This is a genomic window from Thermoactinomyces sp. CICC 10523, assembly GCF_016055105.1.
In the GTDB taxonomy this organism is placed as follows: domain Bacteria; phylum Bacillota; class Bacilli; order Thermoactinomycetales; family Thermoactinomycetaceae; genus Thermoactinomyces_A; species Thermoactinomyces_A daqus.
Window position 1 is genome coordinate 67,132 of sequence record NZ_JAECVX010000006.1, and the last position, 18,928, is coordinate 86,059.

Here is an 18,928-nt window from a genome sequence, read left to right on the forward strand (position 1 = left end):
AACATTGACTGAAAAATGCGTCCGATTGGGCGCATTTTTGTTGGAGGGAGATCGAGTGAAACCATTGCATGGTGAAATCGCCTGGATCACAGGGGGGAGCGGCGGAATCGGAAAAGCGGCGGCAGTCGAATTGGCCGCAGCCGGAGCAGATGTGATAATTGGGTATCATTCAGCGGAAACGGTCGCCAGGCAGACAGAGCAGATTTGTCGCCGGTTCGGAGTGCGGGCGCTGGCTGTGCCGGTCGATGTGAGAAACAGGGAGTCCGTATCTGCGGCTTACCGGGAAATCACCCATCATTTTGGCAATCCGACGATTTTAATCCATGCTGCGGGAAACAGCGTGGCGGGGTTGATTCAAGACATGACGGAAAAGGATTACGACCAGGTGATGGATACACATGTACGCGGCGCATTTTCCTTGGTTCAAGCCGTTCTCCCGGCCATGATTCAACAGCAAAAAGGGCGGATTGTGCTGGTTTCTTCCATTTGGGGGCAAACAGGTGGGGCGTGTGAAGTGCTTTATTCGGCGGCAAAAGGGGCACAGATCAGCATGGCCAAAGCGCTGGCGAAAGAGTTGGCCCCTTCCGGAATTACAGTAAATGCAATCGCCCCGGGAGCAATACAGACCGCGATGTTGGAGAGGCAGCTGACCAGGGAAGAACGAAGCAGCCTTGCGGAAGAGATACCGGCTGGGAGGCTGGGGCTGCCGGAAGAGGTGGCCTCCTTGATCCGTTATGTTTGTTTGCCGGAGGCGGCCTACGTCACAGGTCAAGTTCTGGCGGTCAACGGTGGCTGGTATACCTGAAATGAACTTCCAATACATAAAATAAGGGAAATAAACTCATATTACCTCCTAGGAACGTTGAACAGCATCTAAGGAGGAAATGCAAAATGTCTGTGTTGGATAATTTTCAGGAGTGGAAAAACTTTCTTGCCGAGCGCGTGGACCAAGCGAAAGGAATGGGCATGGATGCCAACACCATCTCTGACCTGGCCTATCAGCTCGGTGATTACCTGGCCAAGGATATTGATCCGCAAAATGACCAGGAACGCTTGTTAAAAGACCTCTGGAGCGTCGCGGACGAAAATGAACAGCGCGTGATGGCAGGTTTGATGGTGAAATTAGTTGACGATGGAAAAAAATAACGGTATGTAGTTCGCGAATTAAAACACCCGATATTTTTGGGTGTTTTAATTTGTTCTTAAATTGTTTTATTTGATTTGCATCTTTCTCCCGACTTTGCTGATGTGCTATACTAAAAAACATAATAAACCCCTATATATCGGGTAAAGGGTGTGGTTATGTGAAAAACCACGAGTGGTATCTGGAGTATGAAATTCACAAAAATCGTCCGGGTTTACTTGGTGATATCGCCTCATTACTGGGGATGCTTTCCATTAATATATTGACAATTAATGGTGTTGAAAATAACCGTCGCGGAATGCTGCTGAAGACGGAAGATCATCAAAAAATTGATGCACTGGCTCAAATATTGAAACGCGTTGACAATATCACCATCACTGCTCTGAGACCACCGAAATTAATGGACCGGATGGCGGTACGACATGGACGTTACCTCGATCGCTGTCTGGAAGACAAGCGTACATACCGCTTTACAAGAGAAGAATTGGGGTTATTGGTCGATTTTATGGCTGAATTATTCAAAAAAGAAGGACATCAGTTGATCGGTGTCCGGGGAATGCCTCGCGTCGGAAAAACGGAATCGGTCGTGGCCGCCAGTGTTTGTGCGAATAAACGCTGGACGTTTGTTTCATCCACGTTGTTAAAACAGACGATTCGCAGCCAATTGGCACAGGATGAGTTATCGGAGCAGCATGTTTACATTATCGACGGGATTGTTTCCACGTTGCGGGCGACTGAGCGGCACGACATGCTGGTGCGGGAAATCCTGCGCATGCCGGCGACCAAAGTGATCGAACATCCTGATGTGTTTGTGAAAGAGACAGAATATACAATGGATGATTTCGATTATATTATCGAGCTCAGGAATTTTCCTGATGAGGAAATCACATACGATATGCTGGAAACCGGCTTTAACGAGTTTTGAGTTTTTTGCAGTTTTTTAGTTTTTTGCTTGGGAGGGGATAGGGAAATGGCGGGGATCGGAGTTTATTTAAGACGTGTGAGAGAACAAAACGGGTATACGCTTGAACAAATGAAGCAGGTGACCAATATTCACCTGGAATACCTGCAAGCGATCGAAAATGAACAATTTGAACTTCTGCCCAGTCCGTTTTATGCCAAAGCTTTTTTGCGGACATATGCCAAGAGTTTGGGTGTGGACGCGCGGCCTTTGTTGGAAAGGTTTGAGCGGCAGGTGCAATCGCCTGGGATTTCGGAAACAGCCAGATCTGCCGGACCATCTCAGCATTTGACTCCCGGTGTTTCGGATTATTTGCCCGAGCCTTCATTTAACGGTCAAACCGGAAGAGTCGCCTTGCCAGCCGAACAGCAGCTGAGATTGCCGCAGCCGGTGACGAACAGGGCATCCTCCGGATTGCAAGGAGAAGGAGGAGCGAACTATCCGGTGCCATTGGCTCCCGTAAATTCCCAAAATTTGTCGCTGCCGCCGTTTCAGGCGAAAGCGGTTGAGCAAACGACGTTTGTTCCGCGACGCATTGCTTTGGAAAGCAAACAAAAAAGCAAAGAAGCATTGAAAAATGGAAAAAAATCATCTAAGCTTACTGTGGCGGTGGCCATTGGTGCGCTTCTTTTGATCGGGGCGGGAGCGTACTACTACTGGGGAAACAGCCATCCATCCTCGCACGCCGGTTATACTTCACCCAGAACGCAGCAAAGTCAACCGGCCCCAATTGGGAATGCCAATGCTTTGGCTGCGAACAACCCGATCCTGCAAGAAGGAGAAATATCGGATAACCCGTATGAAGGACAATTATACACGATTTCGAATGTGGACAAGCTGGAAGTCGTTTTGAAAGGGGAAAACGGTGAATCGCGGGTTATTTACGCTCCTTCCTACAATGACAGACCGGAAGAATTCACATTGAAAGTCGGACAAGAAGTGGTGTTGGATACAAAGGGGAAAGATGAAATTTGGTTTCGCCTCGGCACCCCTTCCAATGTGCAAATTTCGGTAAATGGTCAAGAAATTAATACAGATGCACAGGATACAGTCAAAAGCTATCGTGTTAAAATCAGCAAGTAAACGGCGTTTTTGTGTTGGATGAGGAGGGTTTTGGTTGTCCGTTGAGATTGGAAAGAGGTTGAGATATGCACGCGAATCGTTGAGGCTTACCTTGGACGATATTGAAGCGCGCACTCGAATCCAAAAAAAGTATTTAGCCGCGATCGAGACCGGGCGATTTGATCTTTTGCCGGGGCAGATCTATGTTCGTTCATATGTTCGCAGTTATGCGATCGCGGTGGGAGAAAATCCCGGAGCCTTGCTTGCTTTACTCCAGAATCAGGCGAACCGGAACGCCCTGACTGCAAACAATGCCAGCCGCAGTCGCCTTTCTCTTCCCTCCGCCGGGCCGACAGGGTACGGGAACGATGAGCCGGAGATGACTTACGCGCCCCAAGAGGAAAGGGGGTTATCCGGAAGCCGTGTCCGTGAGACGGAGGAGCGTGCCTATCGTTCGCGGTCAGAGCGATTCAGACAGACGAATGCCTATCGGGCGGCGGAAGAATACGAAACCGGCATGACGGAGCCGGATGAAACAGCTGACCTTGGCCCGAAAAGGAGGAGTCCTTCTTCGAGAAAGTCTGCTCTTCCGGATTCCGGGGAACTTGGTATTCCTGCCAAAAATGACCCGCCTGTACTTACCCGCCGCAGTTCACGGAGTGAGCATAGAAATTCGGATAAGAAAAAAGGATTCACCTTTGGGAAGCTTTACACCATTCTGCTGATCATCGGGGCGATCCTACTCGTGATTGCCGCCGTAGCATTCATGTGGTTTCGCATGGAAAATGCTTCTGATGCCAAGCCTGACATGGAAACGGTGCAAGCGAAAATCGAGGGGAAACATGAGGCCGGGGATCGTCAACCGATTCTGTCGCCTCTCAATTCCTCCACATATGGCACCGATCGTTATGAACTTGTAAATGCCGACAAGCTCCAATTAAAGATCAAATGGTTAAAAGGGAGCGGAAGCGGCTATGAGGTCAGACAACAGGAGATAGGCTCACCGGTTGCTGCGGGAGAGGTAAACCCTGACAGACCGGATTTTTCCCAGTCTTTTTCGACTGGGATTTGGCTGAAATTATTTAAACCTAATAATATTTCTGTTACCATTAATAATTTCCCTGTAAAAACCGATGTTTACACTGATGAAAAGGATATTTATATTTCTTTTGTTCAGTAAAGCTCTCTTTTTGGAGAGCTTTTTTTGACACAGAAGAATCAGCGTGGTATGCTTGAATCGAATTGTGTTTATAGAAGTGCGCCGTCGAAATAGTTCGTGTTTTTATGCTGAGTTGCGAGAGAATGCTGGATTGGTTCTTGCTTTTGTCAAGGTACCTCTGTTAGTCTGAAAAATATGGATTCCCCATAATATCATAAATTGTTGCGAAGACGGTGCATGTTTTTTTGCTGGTAAATCATGTGAGAAAAAAGGATTATGCCAGCCAATTGTAAAAAAACGAATAGCAAATAAATGGAGATTTACAATTTTATAAGGTTGCCGAACCAACAGCCAGGTGCAAAAAAGCGATGGTTCAACAACCTTTCAGGAGGTGGCTGGGGTGTCTGTCGAAATTGGTTCGTATCTTCGACAAGCCCGAGAAGCGATTGGACTGTCCCTCGACCAACTACAAGAAAAAACGAAAATTCAAAAATCATTTCTGATTGCGATTGAGAATGGAGAGTTTGATAAATTACCGAGTCCATTTTACGTTCGAACCTATCTTCGCTCTTATGCCAACTGCGTCAAAGTAGAGCCACATCATATCTTGCGCCATTACCGGAAAATAGAACAGGCAGAGCGTTTTACCGGTGTACATAAGGCAGTAACTGAAAAGGATTTGTCCCAGACACAAACCTTTCCGTTTCCCCCGCTCGGGCAAACGGGGAAAATACCGGTTGTGTCAGGCGGGACAGGCCCTCAAGGCGTTGTGTCTCAAGAGACGATGCTTCGCAAACCTTTAAACCAAAAATCCGGGCAGCGGATCGATACAAAGACGGCATTGACGGCTCCGAAAACGGATAATGACAGTGCGCGGCGCAATCGGGAACTGGCGAGGCGCGATGTTGGATATATGCGTTCCAATACCACCATGATGCGGGCGGTCTTGCCCAACCAGCAACAGCAGTCTGATACAAGACCGAATCAAACGGCCGCGGCAGCTCAACAATCAAATCAGGAACAGCTGAATAAAGAAATGCCTTTTCCTGTACCCGCAAAGCGAACACGGGAATTGCCGGTACAATCGAATATCCCGAAACGGGGAATCACCGGACCGCAACCCACAGGGCGTACCGGTTCGGGACCGTTATCCCGGGTTTCAAAAACGAAAACGGGCTTGACCTCCGTGTCCCTTCCACCTGTTCCGGCAAAAGAAATCAGTGCCAGTATGGAAGCGGCACCCGAACAACAAGCGACACAGTTGCAACGTTTAAGCAGAAGCGCCGTCAAAAATCGAAAATCGGCGAAGAAATTTGCTTTTAATTGGCCGATCAAGCGCTCGGTGGCCATTGCGATCGCCGGATTAGTGCTGTGCATTCCGGTGGCATGGGCCGTTGTTTCCTATATGAATAATGGGAATGAAGCGCCGGATGAATCGGCGCCAAAGACTCAAACCGTATCATCAAATCAGGGAACCCTGCCGGCAAATCCTGAACCAATGGCATCTCCGACAGGGAAATTGATGTTGATGCAACAAGGAAACAATGTGAATAACTATCGCTGGAGCGGCGAAGAAAAAGTGAATCTCGTGATCAAAGCCGTTTCGGGGAAATGCTTGATCCAGTTGACAGACAATCTGCCAAGCGCGACCGGCAGTGTGAATAAATTTGCCGACGTGACGATCAAGCAAGGGGAGTCCTGGACGTATAACTACGATTTCAGCCACGGGCCGGATTTGTATATCGGCTTGAAACCGTCAGATGGTGTAGTTGTGACCGTAAATGGAAAAGCGGTCAATTCGTCAAGATATGTTCACATTAAATATGTGCAATAACCATTATCCTCTTGAGAAAGCAAGCCCTGTTTCGTTTAGGGCTTGTTTTTTTGACGGATCTTTTGTTTGTGGGCTATACTGAAGAAGTTGGGCCACTGAACACAATCACGGGAGGTACATGATTGCGATGGCCAATCCCTTTGAACAATTAAAAGAAACAAGAGAACAGCTAGAGATGAGTGTCTCGGAAGCGGCCGACCGGGCCGGTCTGGAGCCTGATTACATCGAAGCCTTAGAAAGGGCGGACTTTTCAGCTTTGCCTGACCCTTTGTATGTCAGAGGATTTATCCGATCCTACGCCAAAGTGCTGGGAATCGACCCTAATCCCCTTTTACGCTACTATCGGACGACAGTGGTCGAGGATGCGGCGGTGAATGAGTCTTTGCCGGTGCCAGCTTCTGAGGAGGAAAACGCTTCTCTTTCCAGAGCGAAAAGCAGAAAAGTCAAACGCCGAAAAAAAGCGGATTGGGAACGGGTCAAAATTGTTTTGCTGAACGAAATTGAAGTATTGAATAAAAAATTGAAATGGATCTTAATCAGTTCGATTGCCGTCTTGCTCGTGGCGGCCGGCGTGATCGTTTGGTTGATTTTCGGAATGAATAAGCCGCAGGTGAACGCTGTGAAAAGCATAACCCCTGCTCAATCCTCCGAGGAAAGCGATGGCACGGTCGCTCCCGTTTCCGCGAAAAGGCCGGTAGTGACTATTTTGGAGTCGGCGGAAACTGGATCAAAATACGGTGACGTATACGGAATTTCCAATGCCGATCAGGTTGAATTAACCATTGCTGCCCAAGAGCCGACGGATATTCGAGCCCGATCCGGCGGACCGAACGGAGATTTGATCGCCGACAAAGAATTGGCTGCCGGACAAACGGTGACGTTTACAGACAAGGAATGGATATCGCTCAGGATTGATCATCCGGACCGGGTCCAGCTCCATGCCAATGGCGTCTTGATCGATACTTCGGCTCAAAAGGCAGTCTCTTTGTTCCAATTTAAACGGGTTGAGTCTGACGGCCAACAGTCTCAAAATGAATAAAAAAGGAGAAAATGGAACAGAGAGGAAATGATCACCTCTCTGTTCTTTTTTGACATGCGAGAAGTGCATGGTTTATACTTACGGAAGAATTAGACTGGGTCTTTCCTGCCTTGGAGGAAGTACGTTGACAAAAAATAAGCAAATGAGTTCTAACCAAAACAGCTTAAATCTTGTAAGATGGTCTTACGAGCCAACAAGTATGGTTCACTTCCAAATGATCATGGCAGGGGAAGAAACTGCCAAGGAGAAATCAGTTCATGCCAGGAGGGTTGGTTGTAGTGAACCTGGCCAACAAAATTACATTAGCCCGCATTTTCCTCGTGCCGGTTGTGATGATTTTTTTGCTCGTGCGGTTTGATATCGGGCAAATTCAAATGGGTTCAGTCGTTCTAAAAATGAATGAAATGATTGCGACACTGATCTTCATATTGGCGGCGGTCACCGATGGACTGGATGGTTACATCGCCCGAAAAAACAAAATGGTGACCAATTTGGGGAAGTTTTTGGATCCGCTGGCGGATAAATTGTTGATTACGGCGGCACTCGTTTCCTTGGTCGAGATGCAGCGCCTGGATGCTTGGATTGCCATCGTCATTATCAGCCGTGAATTCGCCGTAACAGGTCTTCGGTTGATCGCAGCGGCTGAAGGATATATCATTGCGGCCAGCCCGCTTGGCAAGCTGAAAACGATCATTCAAATCGTGGCCATTGTTTCCTTGATGTTGAATAACGTTCCTTTTTCAACGATTTCATTTCCGTTTTCACTCGTGGCTACCTGGCTGGCAGTGCTGATTACGATTATTTCCGGGCTTGATTACTTCTATAAAAATAGAAAAATTGTTACCCTTACTAAGACACAGTAAAGGGACGGTTTACAGGGAAAGGATCGATTTGATGCAAGCGGAGATTATTACGGTTGGAACAGAGCTTCTTCTCGGCGAAACAGTCGATTTACACTCCTCGTTTTTATCCCGCGAATGCGTGTCGCTTGGAATCGAGGTGATCTTGCATACGTCAGTCGGTGATGATGCGAATAGGCTTCTGGAGGTTCTCCGTTCCGCTCATGCCCGTTCCAAGCTTGTCTTTCTCTGCGGCGGACTCGGGCCGACAATGGATGATTTGACCAAAGAGACGCTGGCAGAGTTCATCGGGGTCAACCTGGTGCAGGACCCTGAAGTAACCGGGCGGTTAGAGCGTTATTTCTCGAACCGGGGCCGGTCGATGCCCGCAAACAATTATAAACAAACGTTTGTTTTTCCGGGTGGAACCGTCTTTCAAAATGATCATGGCACCGCTCCAGGGCTGGCTGTTTCCCATCACGATGTTACCTATGTTTTGCTTCCTGGCCCTCCAAATGAACTCATCCCCATGTTTGAAAAGAGCGTGCGCCCCTTCTTGCTTCAGCAATTTTATGGAAAACAGGCGATTGTTTCGCAACCTCTCTCGTTTTTCGGCATCGGTGAATCCTTATTGGAAGAAAAAATAAAGGATTTGATCCAGCAATACGGAAATCCGGTCATAGCCACTTACGCCAAAGAGGCCGGAGTTGTGTTGAGGTTAACGAGCAAGGCAAAGGATGAACGATCAGCCAGGGCGTTGATTGAGCCGGTAAAAAAAGAAATTTTGGCGAGAGTCGGCGATTTTTGCTTCAGCGAGGAAGACCGGTCGCTTGAGGAAGTTCTGGTTTCCTCTCTCGCTGCGCAAGGCAGGACGGTTTCCGTGGCGGAAAGCTGCACAGGCGGATTGCTTTCTGAACTGCTCACCTCTGTTCCCGGCAGCAGCGAGGTGTTCCGCGGCGGTTTTGTCTCCTATTCTGCCGAAAGTAAAAACCAGATTGTGCAAGTCCCGGCGGATGTGTTGGAAAAGCACGGGACGGTCAGTTTTCAGGTCGCCGAAATTCTGGCGGAAAATACCCGCCGGCAGTTCGGAACCGATTTTGCGTTATCGATTACCGGTGTAGCCGGTCCGGCCTCAGTTGAAAACAAACCGGTGGGCCTCGTTTATATTGGATTGAAGGAGGCAGGATCGCCTGCCCGCGTGTACTGTTACAGGCTTCGGGGTACGCGCCGGCGCATTCGGCTGTTGGCTGCCAAACATGCCTGCTTCATCCTTCAGCAACGTTTAAAGAAAGGTGAAACAACAAGATGAATCGTTTTGATCAGTTTCAATTAAGCCAAGAAATTTTACGCGGAATCCAAGATTTGGGCTTTGAAGAGCCCTCTCCGATTCAAGCGGAGTGCATTCCCGCCGTTTTGCGGGGGGAAGATGTCATCGGTCAGGCACAAACCGGCACTGGAAAAACGGCCGCATTCGGGATTCCGGTTTTGGAGCGCATCAATCCTGCTGAACGGGTGATTCAGAGTGTGATTCTGGCTCCAACCCGTGAGTTGGCGATCCAGGTATCGGAAGAATTGAGAAGAATCGGCCGTCCCAAACGGGTGAAGACGCTGCCGATTTATGGAGGACAGTCGATCGGTCGGCAGATTAAGGCTTTGCAACAAGGAGTCCATGTGGTCATCGGTACGCCCGGGCGTTTATTGGATCATTTGCGCCGTGGCACCATCAATACGGAACAAGTGGAGATGGTTGTCCTGGACGAAGCGGATGAAATGCTCGACATGGGCTTTATCGATGATATCGAAAATGTGTTCCGCTTTTTGCCGAAAAACCGTCAGCTTCTGCTCTTCTCGGCCACAATGCCGCCGACGATCCGGCAACTGGCCAACAAATACATGCGTAAGCCGCGCTACATCACGGTCAACCGGGGTGAGGTGACGGTTCCGGTCATTAAGCAATATTATTATCGCGTTTTGGAAAATACCAAGGTTGAGGCGCTGTGCCGGATTTTGGACAGCGAAGAAGTCGACTTGTCGATCATTTTCTGCCGCACCAAAAAGGGTGTGGACGAATTGACGGAGTCGCTGCAAGCCAGAGGTTACCTCGCCGGCGGCCTGCACGGGGATTTGGCGCAACAGCAGCGGGATCGTGTGATGAATGCTTTTCGCGGCGGAGAGATCGAACTTTTGGTGGCGACTGATGTCGCGGCTCGGGGAATTGATGTGGGAAGCGTCTCCCATGTCATCAACTATGATATTCCGCAAGATGTGGAAAGTTATGTCCATCGAATCGGGCGAACCGGCCGTGCGGGGAGAAACGGGGTGGCCCTCACGCTGGTGACACCGAGGGAAATGAAGCAACTCAGAACGATTGAAGAGGAAACAGGTGCCCGGCTCAAAGCGCGCGAACTGCCGACATTGGAAGAAGTAGCCGCCAAACAGCAAGCCTCGTGGATCGCCCAAATCGAAGAGATTATCCAATCCGATGCCGATCTTACGCTGTTCGATGAATTGGTGGATCAGCTCAGCGGCAAGTTTTCGGCGGAAAAGGTGGCAGAGGCTGCATTATATTTGGCTTTCTCCGATCGTTTTGTCAAAAATATCGACACCACCTATAACTTTGGAGAAACGGGAGCTGCGCCGGGCATGGTCCGCTTTTTCATCAATGTCGGTCGCAATGCGAATCTGCGCCCGCAGGAATTGGCCAAGGCCATCTCGGAACACGCCGGGATCGCTTTGCGCCAAGTGGGCAAAATCAATATTTATGACCGCTTCTCTTTTGTCGAGGTACCGGAAGATGTCGCGCCATTTGTATACGAAGCGCTCAGACAGTCCAAAATCAATGGTGCCCGGGTGAACATGGAGCCTGCTCGCCCGCGAAAATAAAGTTTTTTAAGAGGCCAGGTATCGAAAACGGATGCCTGGCTTTTTATGGATAACCGGCGGCACTGATGAGTGCGGAGATGCCAAGGGCTCATTTTACAAGAGAATCCCGGCTGAAGACAAAATGGAGCCTCTGCAGGACGTTTCCGCCAGCAATCGCGGCTTGCGCCCGCAGCTGAACTGCATCCGAGCAGATTGCCAGGCGCCATGAGGAAACGGGGGTTGATTTGCTGCCCGGGTTAGGCCGCAATCGGAGGAAATGGGGCGGTTCGCCAATGACGCGATGCCGCGGGGAAAGGAAGCGAACCGGAAGAACGGAAAACATAAAATGGAGCCGGAGGATTTCTTCCGGCTCGTTTGTTTTTCGCGGCAACTCAATCGGGAATGCCCAGCGCGATTTTGGCATAGCGGGACATGCGGCTTTTATCCCAGGGCGGATTCCAGACGATGTCCACTTCCACCTCTTTCACGCCGTCCACCTGTTTCACTGCTTCAGTTACCTGCTCGTTGATGGTTCCTGCCAGCGGGCAACCGATTGCCGTCAGGGTCATCGTGATCTTGACATTCCCTTCATCATCAATCTCCACATTATAGACAAGACCTAAGTTAACGATGTCGATATTTAACTCAGGGTCATTTACTTCTTCCAATTTTTCCATTATCTGCTCTTTGAGAGCTTCTTTGTCCATTGGGCGCTCCTCCTTTTTCTCTTCTTCAAGTAGTAATGTACCACAATATTTCCGATCTCACACTACAGAAAACGTTTATGCCTTCCCATTGCTGGTCCGGCCTGCATCTTTCACCGAAAATCGAATAAATGTTCGTAAATGATCTTGGCAGGAGAGAAAAAACAGGGTATGATGTTGATATGTGATTAATGGGATAGAGGGGGAACATGAATGTCAGATCGTCGTCAGGCGTTGGAAATGGCATTGAGGCAGATAGAGAAGCAATTCGGCAAAGGTTCGATCATGCGGATGGGAGAAGAAGTCACCCCGCAGGTGGAAACCGTTTCTTCCGGAGCATTGGCTTTGGATATCGCGCTGGGGATCGGCGGCTTTCCGCGAGGACGCATTATTGAAGTGTACGGTCCTGAATCCTCGGGGAAAACGACGGTCGCATTGCATGCGATTGCCGAGGTGCAAAAATTGGGCGGGACGGCAGCTTTTATCGATGCCGAGCATGCGCTGGACCCGATTTATGCGCAAAAACTTGGCGTCGATATTTCCGAGCTCCTGTTGTCCCAGCCGGATACGGGAGAACAGGCGCTGGAGATCGCAGAAGCGTTGGTGCGCAGCGGAGCGGTTGACATTATCGTCATCGATTCGGTTGCGGCATTGGTTCCAAAAGCGGAGATCGAAGGGGAGATGGGCGATTCACACGTAGGGCTGCAGGCGCGTCTCATGTCCCAGGCGCTGCGGAAGTTGTCCGGAGCGATCAACAAATCGAAAACGGTCGCCATCTTTATTAACCAAATTCGCGAGAAAGTCGGCGTCATGTTTGGAAATCCGGAAACGACTCCGGGTGGGCGCGCACTGAAGTTTTATTCCAGCGTGCGTCTGGAAGTTCGACGTCAGGAGTCGATCAAACAAGGAAATGACATGGTTGGAAACCGCACGAAGATCAAAGTGGTGAAAAACAAGGTCGCACCGCCTTTTAAACAAGCGGATGTCGATATTATGTTTGGCGAAGGCATTTCCAAAGAGGGAAGCGTGCTCGACATCGGCGCGGAACTGGATATTATCAACAAGAGCGGCGCTTGGTATTCGTTTGAAGGGGACCGTCTCGGTCAGGGGCGGGAGAACGCCAAGCAGTTCCTGAAAGAACATCCGGAACTCTGTCTGAAAATCGAAAACCGCATTCGCACCCACTTTGATTTGCCTCTGATCAAAGAGCCGGTCGCAGAAACCGAAACCAAAGAAGAGAAAAAGGGGAAAAAGGCAAAAGACAAAAGTAAACCGGAAGAATCTCTCGATTTGGCTTGATCTTTAAGCCGGAGCAGAATGGATGAAGGGAACGATGAACAGAATCACCCGTATTGAAAAACAATCGGCTCGTTCCAAACGCTACCAGATCGAAGTGGATGGGGAACCCTTTTGCTCCATCCATGAGGATGTTTTGGTTCGTTTCCGGTTACATAAAGGGATGGAAATGGATCGGCATCAGTTGGAAGAAATTCTGGCTGCGGAGGAATATAACAAGGTCAGGATGGCAGCTTTGCGCTTTCTTTCGTATAAGCCGCGAACAGCCTGTGAATTAAGGCAGCAGTTGGAACGAAAAGATTTTTCCGCAAAGATGATCTGTCAGGTGATCGCCGAGATGGAAAAATCGGGCTATCTCGACGATCGCCAATTTGCGCGGCAATGGGTGAATGAGCGGATGCATGGCAAGGGATATGGCAGCCGCAGATTGAAACAGGAATTGATGAGAAAAGGAATCGATTTATCTTTGATCGATGAAGCCCTGACAGAGGTGGACCAGGACAAAGAGCGCCAGTTGGCAATGCAGGTTGCCGAAAGGCGCTATCTTCGTATTGGCCGTGAACCCTGGCCCACCGTCGAGCGGCGCCTGGGGCAGTACCTGCTGCGTCAAGGTTATTCGATGGGAGTGGTTCGGTCGGTGCTGAACCAGTTACGCACGCGGTACGAAGAGGAAAAGGAGCATTGGTGATGCGGATTTTATATATGACGGATACCCACATTCGCGGGACTTCACCGCGCAGCCGAACCGATCAGTTTGAGCAAACCATCAGGCTTAAGCTGGAAGAGGTCATTCAAATAGCCGAACGGGAGCAAGTGGATTTCATTTTGCACGGTGGCGATGTATTTGACCGGCCCAATCTCTCGCCGGCAGTCGTTCGTGAGTTTGCCCGTCTTTTCCGGCAGTTTCCCGCCCCTGTTTATGCCATTGCCGGCAATCATGATATCTATGGGCACAATCCCGCCACCACTCCGCGGACCATGCTGGGATTGTTGGATGCCTTTGGGGTGATCCGCCTGATCAGCGGGGATGAAAAGGTGAAACTGGAAAAAGACGGACTGGTCATCCAGCTGAGCGGGCAACCTTTTCACTATGACCTGGATAAAAGGGATCCCAAAGCGGATTACCACGTGCAAAATGAAATGGAGGCGGACTACTGCATTCACATGGTTCACGGCATGTTGGTTGACCGGGCATTGCCCGACGGAGTTCCCCATACGATGATTCACGATGCTTGGTCTGATGATGTGGATATCTTATTGACGGGGCATTATCACGCAGGATTTCCCGTGCAGCACCGTGATGGCAAATATATTGTCAATCCGGGGGCCTTGGCGCGAATCAACAATCACCCGTCCGAAATCAGGCGGATGCCGCAAGTGGTTTTGCTTGAGCTCGGGCGGGACGTTGACGTGCGGTTCATTCCCCTTACCTGCGCAAAAAGGGGAGATGAGGTGCTTGACCGCTCTTATTTGGAAAAAGCGGCTTACCGTCAGGAGCAATTAACCTCTTTTGTGCAGCAGGTTCGGTCTGCGGCTGATTTTCAGGCGATCGACGTCCTGGATATCATCGATGAGATTTCCCGCATGAACGACGTGGAGGATGAAGTGAAATTTGAGGCCCAGCGGCGGATCGCCATTGAACAGGAAGCGGGAGGAGAGAGCGGCCATTGAATTGTTTTCAAAAGCTGATCATCGAGAATTTTCAGTCCCACCACTATACCGAAATCGATTTTTCGGATGGGCTGAACGTCTTTGTCGGCCCTTCGGACAGCGGAAAAAGTGCGATCTTGAGGGCGCTTCGCTGGGTATTGTTCAATATCCCTCGCGGAAGTGAATTTATCCGTACCGGAGCAAAAGAATGCCGCGTTTCCCTCATCTTTGCCGATGGAACGGAAGTGATCAGACTGCGCAGTTCGTCGGTAAATCGCTATATCCTGAGGAAACCGGACGGGACGGAGCAGATATTTGAGGGATTCGGCAACACCGTTCCCCAGGAGGTGACCGATGTCCATCGAATCCAACCGGTCAAGCTGGATCAAAAGGAGATGTTGGTTCACTTTGGAACGCAGTTGGAAAGCCCGTTTCTCCTGTTTGAATCGAGCCAGACAAAGGCGAAGACGATCGGGCGTATCAGCGGAGCCCACCTGATTGATAACGCGCTGAAAAAAACGAACGGGGACCGGTTGGCGCTGAACAGCGAGATCAGGCGACTGGAAGAAGAGCGGGAGAAGCTGGAGGAGAAGCTGAAACCTTACGGAAACCTGGATCAGTTGGAAAGCGACCTGGAGACGGCGGAAGAAGCCTTTTATCAGGCGCGCCGCAAGCAGGAACTTCTGGAAACGTTGCGCAAGCATGTGCATGCGCTGCAAACGATTGAAAGCAGCAAACAAAAAGAAAAAGAGACGATTGCGAAACTGAAAAACCTCTCTCTCGCCGAAGCTGCGGTCGCCCGCTTGGAACAAAAAATCATCCTCGCCCGGCAATGGACAAGGCAGCAGGAAAAATGGCTGCGTGTGCAGAGGGAAATAGGGGAGAACCGGCAGCTGATTCAGGCTGCGGACCGGCTTCCCCTGGCGGAGGAGGCTTTGCGATCTTCCGAAGCCAAAAAGCAGACAGGGATGAGATTGATCCAGTTAAAGAGTAAATGGGACAACCTTCGCGAGCAGCGCAGCCATTGGGAGAAGGAGCAGAAGCGTTTGGAACAGGTTCCGGAGGCCGGCCGGTCGTATGAGGCTGCCCGCGAGAAAATGAGCCGTTTGAAAACGCTGATGCAGCTTGGCGCGAAAGTGAAAAGCCTGCAAAAGGAGATCGGCTTTCTGCGGGGGAGAGTGAGTGAACAGCAACGCCGGGCCCGGGGATTGGGGACTGTGTTGCCGCCGCTTGAGTCCAAGAGTGAACTTCTCCGAAAATTGAAAACGTTCCATCGGAACCTTACTGACGTCCGGGACAGAATCTCCAGGGGCAAACAGTATATCCATGATCAGGAGCAAACCATTATCCGGCTGACAAATGAATGGGCAGAGCTTTTAAAACAGCAGGGAACCTGTCCTACTTGCGGGTCGCCGATCAGCGGTTCGATCATTGAACATATCATGAATGAATACCAAGGAGGTTATGCGCGTGCAGCAGCTGGAAGAGAAAATCAAGCAGATTCGCATGCAACTGGAGAAGGCCAAAAGTGACCTGGTAAAAGCGGAAGCGCGTCTGGAAAATCTGGAGCGGCAGGAAGAAGAGATACTGAGGGAGACCAAGGAGCTGGGAGTAGAGCCGGATCAGCTGCAGGAAGAGATTGAGCGGCTGGAAAAGGAAATCAAAGAGGATCTGGAGAAAGCATGGAGCTACCTGCCTCAGGAGTTGAATAAGTAAAATGGGTGCGGACGCTTCACTGCATCAGCTGGAGGAAGCGCTCAGGGCGGCGAGAACGGAGCTGGTCAGCCGCAAAGCGGAGCGCGATTTGCACCTGGAAAGCTTGCGGGAAACAGAAGAGCGATGGAATGTTTGCATTCGGGAACGCGACCTTCTGGACAAGGTGAGGGTTTTATTCCAACTCTCTGCGGAACATGCCCGCATGCAGGCGAAACAGCAGTTGGAAACATTGGTGACCAATGCGCTCAAATACGTGTTTGGCCCCTCATTTCGTTTTGAAATTGAATTATCCGAGCACGGAGGGAATCCTACGGCAGACTTTTATGTTGTTTCCGAATGGGAGGGCCAGACATTTAAAAACAAACCGCAGGATGCACGGGGCGGCGGTATTGTCGATGTCGTCTCTTTAGCTTTGCGCATCGCCCTGATCGAGACGGTAAAACCCCGTTTGGAAGGGCCGATTATTCTCGATGAACCCGGTAAGCATGTGAGTGAAGATTTTATCATTCCGATGATCGAATTTCTCAAATCGGTGGCGGAAACGTTTGGCCGGCAGATCATCCTGGTCACTCATAACGTTCACTTGACGGAATCGGCCGATACTGCCTATTATGTCAAACTATCAGGTGGAAAATCGGAGGTGGAAAAAAGCAAAGCAGCCAGCCTGTAAAAGCCGGTCTGTATCTTTTGCCCGGCCGGAAGCCCCTTTCGCGGGGCTCTCTTATTTTTTCAAATGGACTTGACTGCATTCAGAATTAATGAAAAAATAAAAAGAAGTCGTGAAAGCGCTGTCATTTTATCCGGTGGAACGAAGAGGCGGCTTGCCTTCTGCCTTGACAATGAGAATGTATAAATTATACAATTGTAATGTATCTTTGCCTTTTTTTAGAGGTAAGGATATCTCTTCTGGTTCCGTGTATGGTTGTTGACTAAAAGTGAAGTTTGAAAATGTTAGCTGGTTTCCCAGCCTTCACCTGGTATAGCAAAACATGACGGCGGACGAGAGAAGACCGAGTTCATCGGTCTTGTTTTGTAAATAGAGACAGAGGGGGTGAGCGAAGGACGATGGTTTTGGACGTAGCTGACGTCATTCTGCTGTTTGCCTCTCTCGGAATCGGAATCGGAATCGGTTATTGGATTCGAAAGACAGCAGCAGAAGCTCGGATCGGAAGTGCGGAAAAAGAGGCTGCTGAAATCTTGGATAAAGCGAACAAGGAAGCGGAAGCCCTCAAGAAAGAAAAGATATTTGAAGCTCGCGATGAGGCGCATCGCTTGCGAAGTGAAGCGGAAAAGGAAATTCGCGAACAACGCAATGAATTGCACCGCATTGAACGGCGGCTGAATCAGAAAGAAGAAACGCTGGAACGAAAGCAACATGTTTTGGAAAAGCGTGAAGAAGATCTGAATCAGCGCGAACGGGAAATTGAAAAGAAACAGCGACAAATCGATGAGCTATACCAGGAACAGACAAAAGAAATGGAAAGAATATCCGGTTTGACCACAGAGGAAGCGCGCCAACTGATCCTGGCCAAAGTGGAGAACGAAATGCGCCATGAAACGGCCCAGATCATCAAAGAGATGGAGCAGGAGGCGTTGGAAGAAGGAGATCGCCGCGCGCGCAAAATCCTGTCATTGGCCATTCAGCGCTGCGCTGCGGATCATGTGGCCGAAACGACCGTTTCTGTGGTCACCTTGCCAAATGATGAGATGAAAGGGCGTATTATCGGACGGGAAGGGCGGAATATCCGAACCTTGGAAACCCTGACCGGAATCGATCTCATTATTGATGATACGCCGGAAGCTGTGATTCTTTCCGGATTTGATCCGATCAGGCGGGAAGTGGCCCGGGTGGCACTGGAGAAACTGGTTGCCGACGGGCGGATTCACCCGGCGCGCATTGAAGAGATGGTGGAAAAATCGCGTCGTGACGTGGATGAGCGAATTCGTGAATACGGAGAGCAAGCCACTTTTGAAACAGGGGTTCACGGATTGCATCCTGATCTGATCAAAATTATCGGGCGCTTGAAATTTCGTACGAGCTATGGTCAAAATGTGCTTAAACATTCGATGGAAGTGGCTCATTTGGCCGGCTTGCTCGCCGCTGAACTGGGTGAAGATATTCATTTGGCGAAAAGAGCGGGCCTGTTGCACGACATCGGAAAGGCAATTGACCATGAAATTGAAGGTTCCCATGTGGATATCGGGGTGGAATTGGCGAAAAAATATAAAGAGCACCCCGTTGTAATCAACAGCATTGCATCCCATCACGGGGACTGTGAAGCGACGAGCGTCATCGCCGTACTGGTTCGGGCCGCCGATGCATTGTCTGCAGCCAGACCGGGAGCGCGCCGTGAAACGTTGGAAGCTTATATCAAGCGACTGGAAAAGCTTGAAGAGATCTGTGATTCGTTCGACGGTGTGGAAAAATCGTATGCCATTCAAGCAGGGCGTGAATGCCGCATCATTGTAAAACCGGAGGAAGTGGATGATGCCGAAGCTGCTCGTTTGGCCCGCGAGATCACGAAACAAATTGAAAATCAGTTGGATTATCCCGGCCATATTAAGGTAACGGTCATCCGGGAGACAAGATCGGTGGAGTACGCGAAATAAAGTGGCCTTTTGGCCGCTTTATTTTTTCTCAGCATCTGGTTGTGGAGGCTAA

19 protein-coding genes are annotated in these 18,928 nt (G+C 49.9%); 17 read left to right on the forward strand and 2 right to left on the reverse strand.

What is annotated here, in order from left to right:
• Positions 1–55: 55 nt before the first annotated feature.
• The 10 genes from ymfI (at position 56) to I8U19_RS09335 (ending at position 10,921) form a co-directional block, all read left to right on the forward strand.
• Positions 56–805: an elongation factor P 5-aminopentanone reductase gene (gene ymfI / locus I8U19_RS09290; RefSeq protein ID WP_033099659.1), complete on the forward strand. Its 750-nt coding sequence runs from the start codon at positions 56–58 to the stop codon at positions 803–805.
• An 86-nt stretch (positions 806–891) separates the two neighbouring features.
• Entirely contained in the window at positions 892–1,146 is a 255-nt protein-coding gene (locus tag I8U19_RS09295) for a DUF3243 domain-containing protein (protein WP_198055756.1), read from the forward strand.
• Between the two features lie 158 nt (positions 1,147–1,304).
• A complete protein-coding gene (locus I8U19_RS09300; RefSeq protein WP_198055757.1) occupies positions 1,305–2,069 on the forward strand; it encodes a DUF3388 domain-containing protein in 765 nt (254 codons plus the stop codon).
• A gap of 45 nt (positions 2,070–2,114) precedes the next feature.
• Positions 2,115–3,188 carry a helix-turn-helix domain-containing protein gene (locus I8U19_RS09305; protein WP_198055758.1) on the forward strand — a complete coding sequence of 358 codons (1,074 nt, stop codon included), beginning with the start codon at positions 2,115–2,117 and terminating at the stop codon, positions 3,186–3,188.
• A 34-nt stretch (positions 3,189–3,222) separates the two neighbouring features.
• Positions 3,223–4,347, forward strand: a complete 1,125-nt coding sequence (locus I8U19_RS09310) for a helix-turn-helix domain-containing protein (protein ID WP_033099663.1) — start codon at positions 3,223–3,225, stop codon at positions 4,345–4,347.
• Positions 4,348–4,726: 379 nt separating this feature from the next.
• The gene (locus I8U19_RS09315; RefSeq protein WP_033099664.1) at positions 4,727–6,160 is read left to right on the forward strand and encodes a helix-turn-helix domain-containing protein; all 1,434 of its coding nucleotides are present in this window, start codon (positions 4,727–4,729) and stop codon (positions 6,158–6,160) included.
• 127 nt (positions 6,161–6,287) lie between these two features.
• A complete protein-coding gene (locus I8U19_RS09320) occupies positions 6,288–7,199 on the forward strand; it encodes a helix-turn-helix domain-containing protein (RefSeq protein WP_160173794.1) in 912 nt (303 codons plus the stop codon).
• A 278-nt stretch (positions 7,200–7,477) separates the two neighbouring features.
• Complete coding sequence (gene pgsA / locus I8U19_RS09325) at positions 7,478–8,062, forward strand: CDP-diacylglycerol--glycerol-3-phosphate 3-phosphatidyltransferase (protein ID WP_198055817.1); 585 nt, start codon at positions 7,478–7,480, stop codon at positions 8,060–8,062.
• A 31-nt stretch (positions 8,063–8,093) separates the two neighbouring features.
• Positions 8,094–9,347, forward strand: a complete 1,254-nt coding sequence (locus I8U19_RS09330) for a competence/damage-inducible protein A (RefSeq protein WP_033099667.1) — start codon at positions 8,094–8,096, stop codon at positions 9,345–9,347.
• Positions 9,344–10,921 carry a DEAD/DEAH box helicase gene (locus I8U19_RS09335; RefSeq protein WP_033099668.1) on the forward strand — a complete coding sequence of 526 codons (1,578 nt, stop codon included), beginning with the start codon at positions 9,344–9,346 and terminating at the stop codon, positions 10,919–10,921. Before I8U19_RS09330 ends, I8U19_RS09335 begins: the two co-directional genes overlap by 4 nt.
• An 88-nt stretch (positions 10,922–11,009) precedes the next feature.
• Here the strand turns inward: I8U19_RS09335 and I8U19_RS09340 are convergent, their stop codons facing one another.
• Both I8U19_RS09340 and I8U19_RS09345 read right to left on the reverse strand, forming a co-directional pair.
• A complete protein-coding gene (locus I8U19_RS09340) occupies positions 11,010–11,324 on the reverse strand; it encodes a hypothetical protein (RefSeq protein WP_198055823.1) in 315 nt (104 codons plus the stop codon).
• Positions 11,293–11,607, reverse strand: coding sequence for a metal-sulfur cluster assembly factor (locus I8U19_RS09345; protein ID WP_033099670.1), 315 nt, complete (start codon positions 11,605–11,607; stop codon positions 11,293–11,295). The genes I8U19_RS09340 and I8U19_RS09345 overlap by 32 nt, the downstream gene beginning before the upstream one ends.
• Positions 11,608–11,817: 210 nt before the next feature.
• Here I8U19_RS09345 and recA point away from each other — a divergent pair, with 210 nt between their 5' ends.
• The 7 genes from recA (at position 11,818) to rny (ending at position 18,876) form a co-directional block, all read left to right on the forward strand.
• Positions 11,818–12,903: a recombinase RecA gene (gene recA, locus I8U19_RS09350; RefSeq protein WP_033099671.1), complete on the forward strand. Its 1,086-nt coding sequence runs from the start codon at positions 11,818–11,820 to the stop codon at positions 12,901–12,903.
• 34 nt (positions 12,904–12,937) lie between these two features.
• Positions 12,938–13,588, forward strand: coding sequence for a RecX family transcriptional regulator (locus tag I8U19_RS09355; RefSeq protein WP_160173795.1), 651 nt, complete (start codon positions 12,938–12,940; stop codon positions 13,586–13,588).
• A complete protein-coding gene (locus I8U19_RS09360; protein ID WP_033099673.1) occupies positions 13,588–14,571 on the forward strand; it encodes a metallophosphoesterase family protein in 984 nt (327 codons plus the stop codon). Before I8U19_RS09355 ends, I8U19_RS09360 begins: the two co-directional genes overlap by 1 nt.
• Positions 14,568–16,082 carry an AAA family ATPase gene (locus I8U19_RS09365; RefSeq protein WP_052153950.1) on the forward strand — a complete coding sequence of 505 codons (1,515 nt, stop codon included), beginning with the start codon at positions 14,568–14,570 and terminating at the stop codon, positions 16,080–16,082. Before I8U19_RS09360 ends, I8U19_RS09365 begins: the two co-directional genes overlap by 4 nt.
• Positions 16,021–16,266: a hypothetical protein gene (locus I8U19_RS09370; protein ID WP_152568466.1), complete on the forward strand. Its 246-nt coding sequence runs from the start codon at positions 16,021–16,023 to the stop codon at positions 16,264–16,266. The genes I8U19_RS09365 and I8U19_RS09370 overlap by 62 nt, the downstream gene beginning before the upstream one ends.
• A gap of 1 nt (position 16,267) precedes the next feature.
• Positions 16,268–16,936 (forward strand): ATPase, encoded by a 669-nt coding sequence (locus I8U19_RS09375; protein WP_033099675.1) that lies wholly within the window; start codon positions 16,268–16,270, stop codon positions 16,934–16,936.
• Positions 16,937–17,331: 395 nt separating this feature from the next.
• Complete coding sequence (rny, locus tag I8U19_RS09380; RefSeq protein ID WP_033099676.1) at positions 17,332–18,876, forward strand: ribonuclease Y; 1,545 nt, start codon at positions 17,332–17,334, stop codon at positions 18,874–18,876.
• Positions 18,877–18,928: the final 52 nt, after the last annotated feature.

What these genes read in the sequence shown, in the direction of transcription:
- I8U19_RS09295 (WP_198055756.1), top strand. Translation starts at nt 892, where the DNA reads ATGTCTGTGTTGGATAATTTTCAGGAGTGGAAAAACTTTCTTGCCGAG.
- I8U19_RS09305 (WP_198055758.1), top strand. Translation starts at nt 2,115, where the DNA reads ATGGCGGGGATCGGAGTTTATTTAAGACGTGTGAGAGAACAAAACGGG.
- I8U19_RS09320 (WP_160173794.1), top strand. Translation starts at nt 6,288, where the DNA reads ATGGCCAATCCCTTTGAACAATTAAAAGAAACAAGAGAACAGCTAGAG.
- I8U19_RS09330 (WP_033099667.1), top strand. Translation starts at nt 8,094, where the DNA reads ATGCAAGCGGAGATTATTACGGTTGGAACAGAGCTTCTTCTCGGCGAA.
- I8U19_RS09335 (WP_033099668.1), top strand. Translation starts at nt 9,344, where the DNA reads ATGAATCGTTTTGATCAGTTTCAATTAAGCCAAGAAATTTTACGCGGA.
- I8U19_RS09340 (WP_198055823.1), bottom strand. Translation starts at nt 11,324, where the DNA reads ATGCCAAAATCGCGCTGGGCATTCCCGATTGAGTTGCCGCGAAAAACA.
- I8U19_RS09345 (WP_033099670.1), bottom strand. Translation starts at nt 11,607, where the DNA reads ATGGACAAAGAAGCTCTCAAAGAGCAGATAATGGAAAAATTGGAAGAA.
- recA (WP_033099671.1), top strand. Translation starts at nt 11,818, where the DNA reads ATGTCAGATCGTCGTCAGGCGTTGGAAATGGCATTGAGGCAGATAGAG.
- I8U19_RS09355 (WP_160173795.1), top strand. Translation starts at nt 12,938, where the DNA reads ATGAACAGAATCACCCGTATTGAAAAACAATCGGCTCGTTCCAAACGC.
- I8U19_RS09360 (WP_033099673.1), top strand. Translation starts at nt 13,588, where the DNA reads ATGCGGATTTTATATATGACGGATACCCACATTCGCGGGACTTCACCG.
- I8U19_RS09375 (WP_033099675.1), top strand. Translation starts at nt 16,268, where the DNA reads ATGGGTGCGGACGCTTCACTGCATCAGCTGGAGGAAGCGCTCAGGGCG.
- rny (WP_033099676.1), top strand. Translation starts at nt 17,332, where the DNA reads ATGGTTTTGGACGTAGCTGACGTCATTCTGCTGTTTGCCTCTCTCGGA.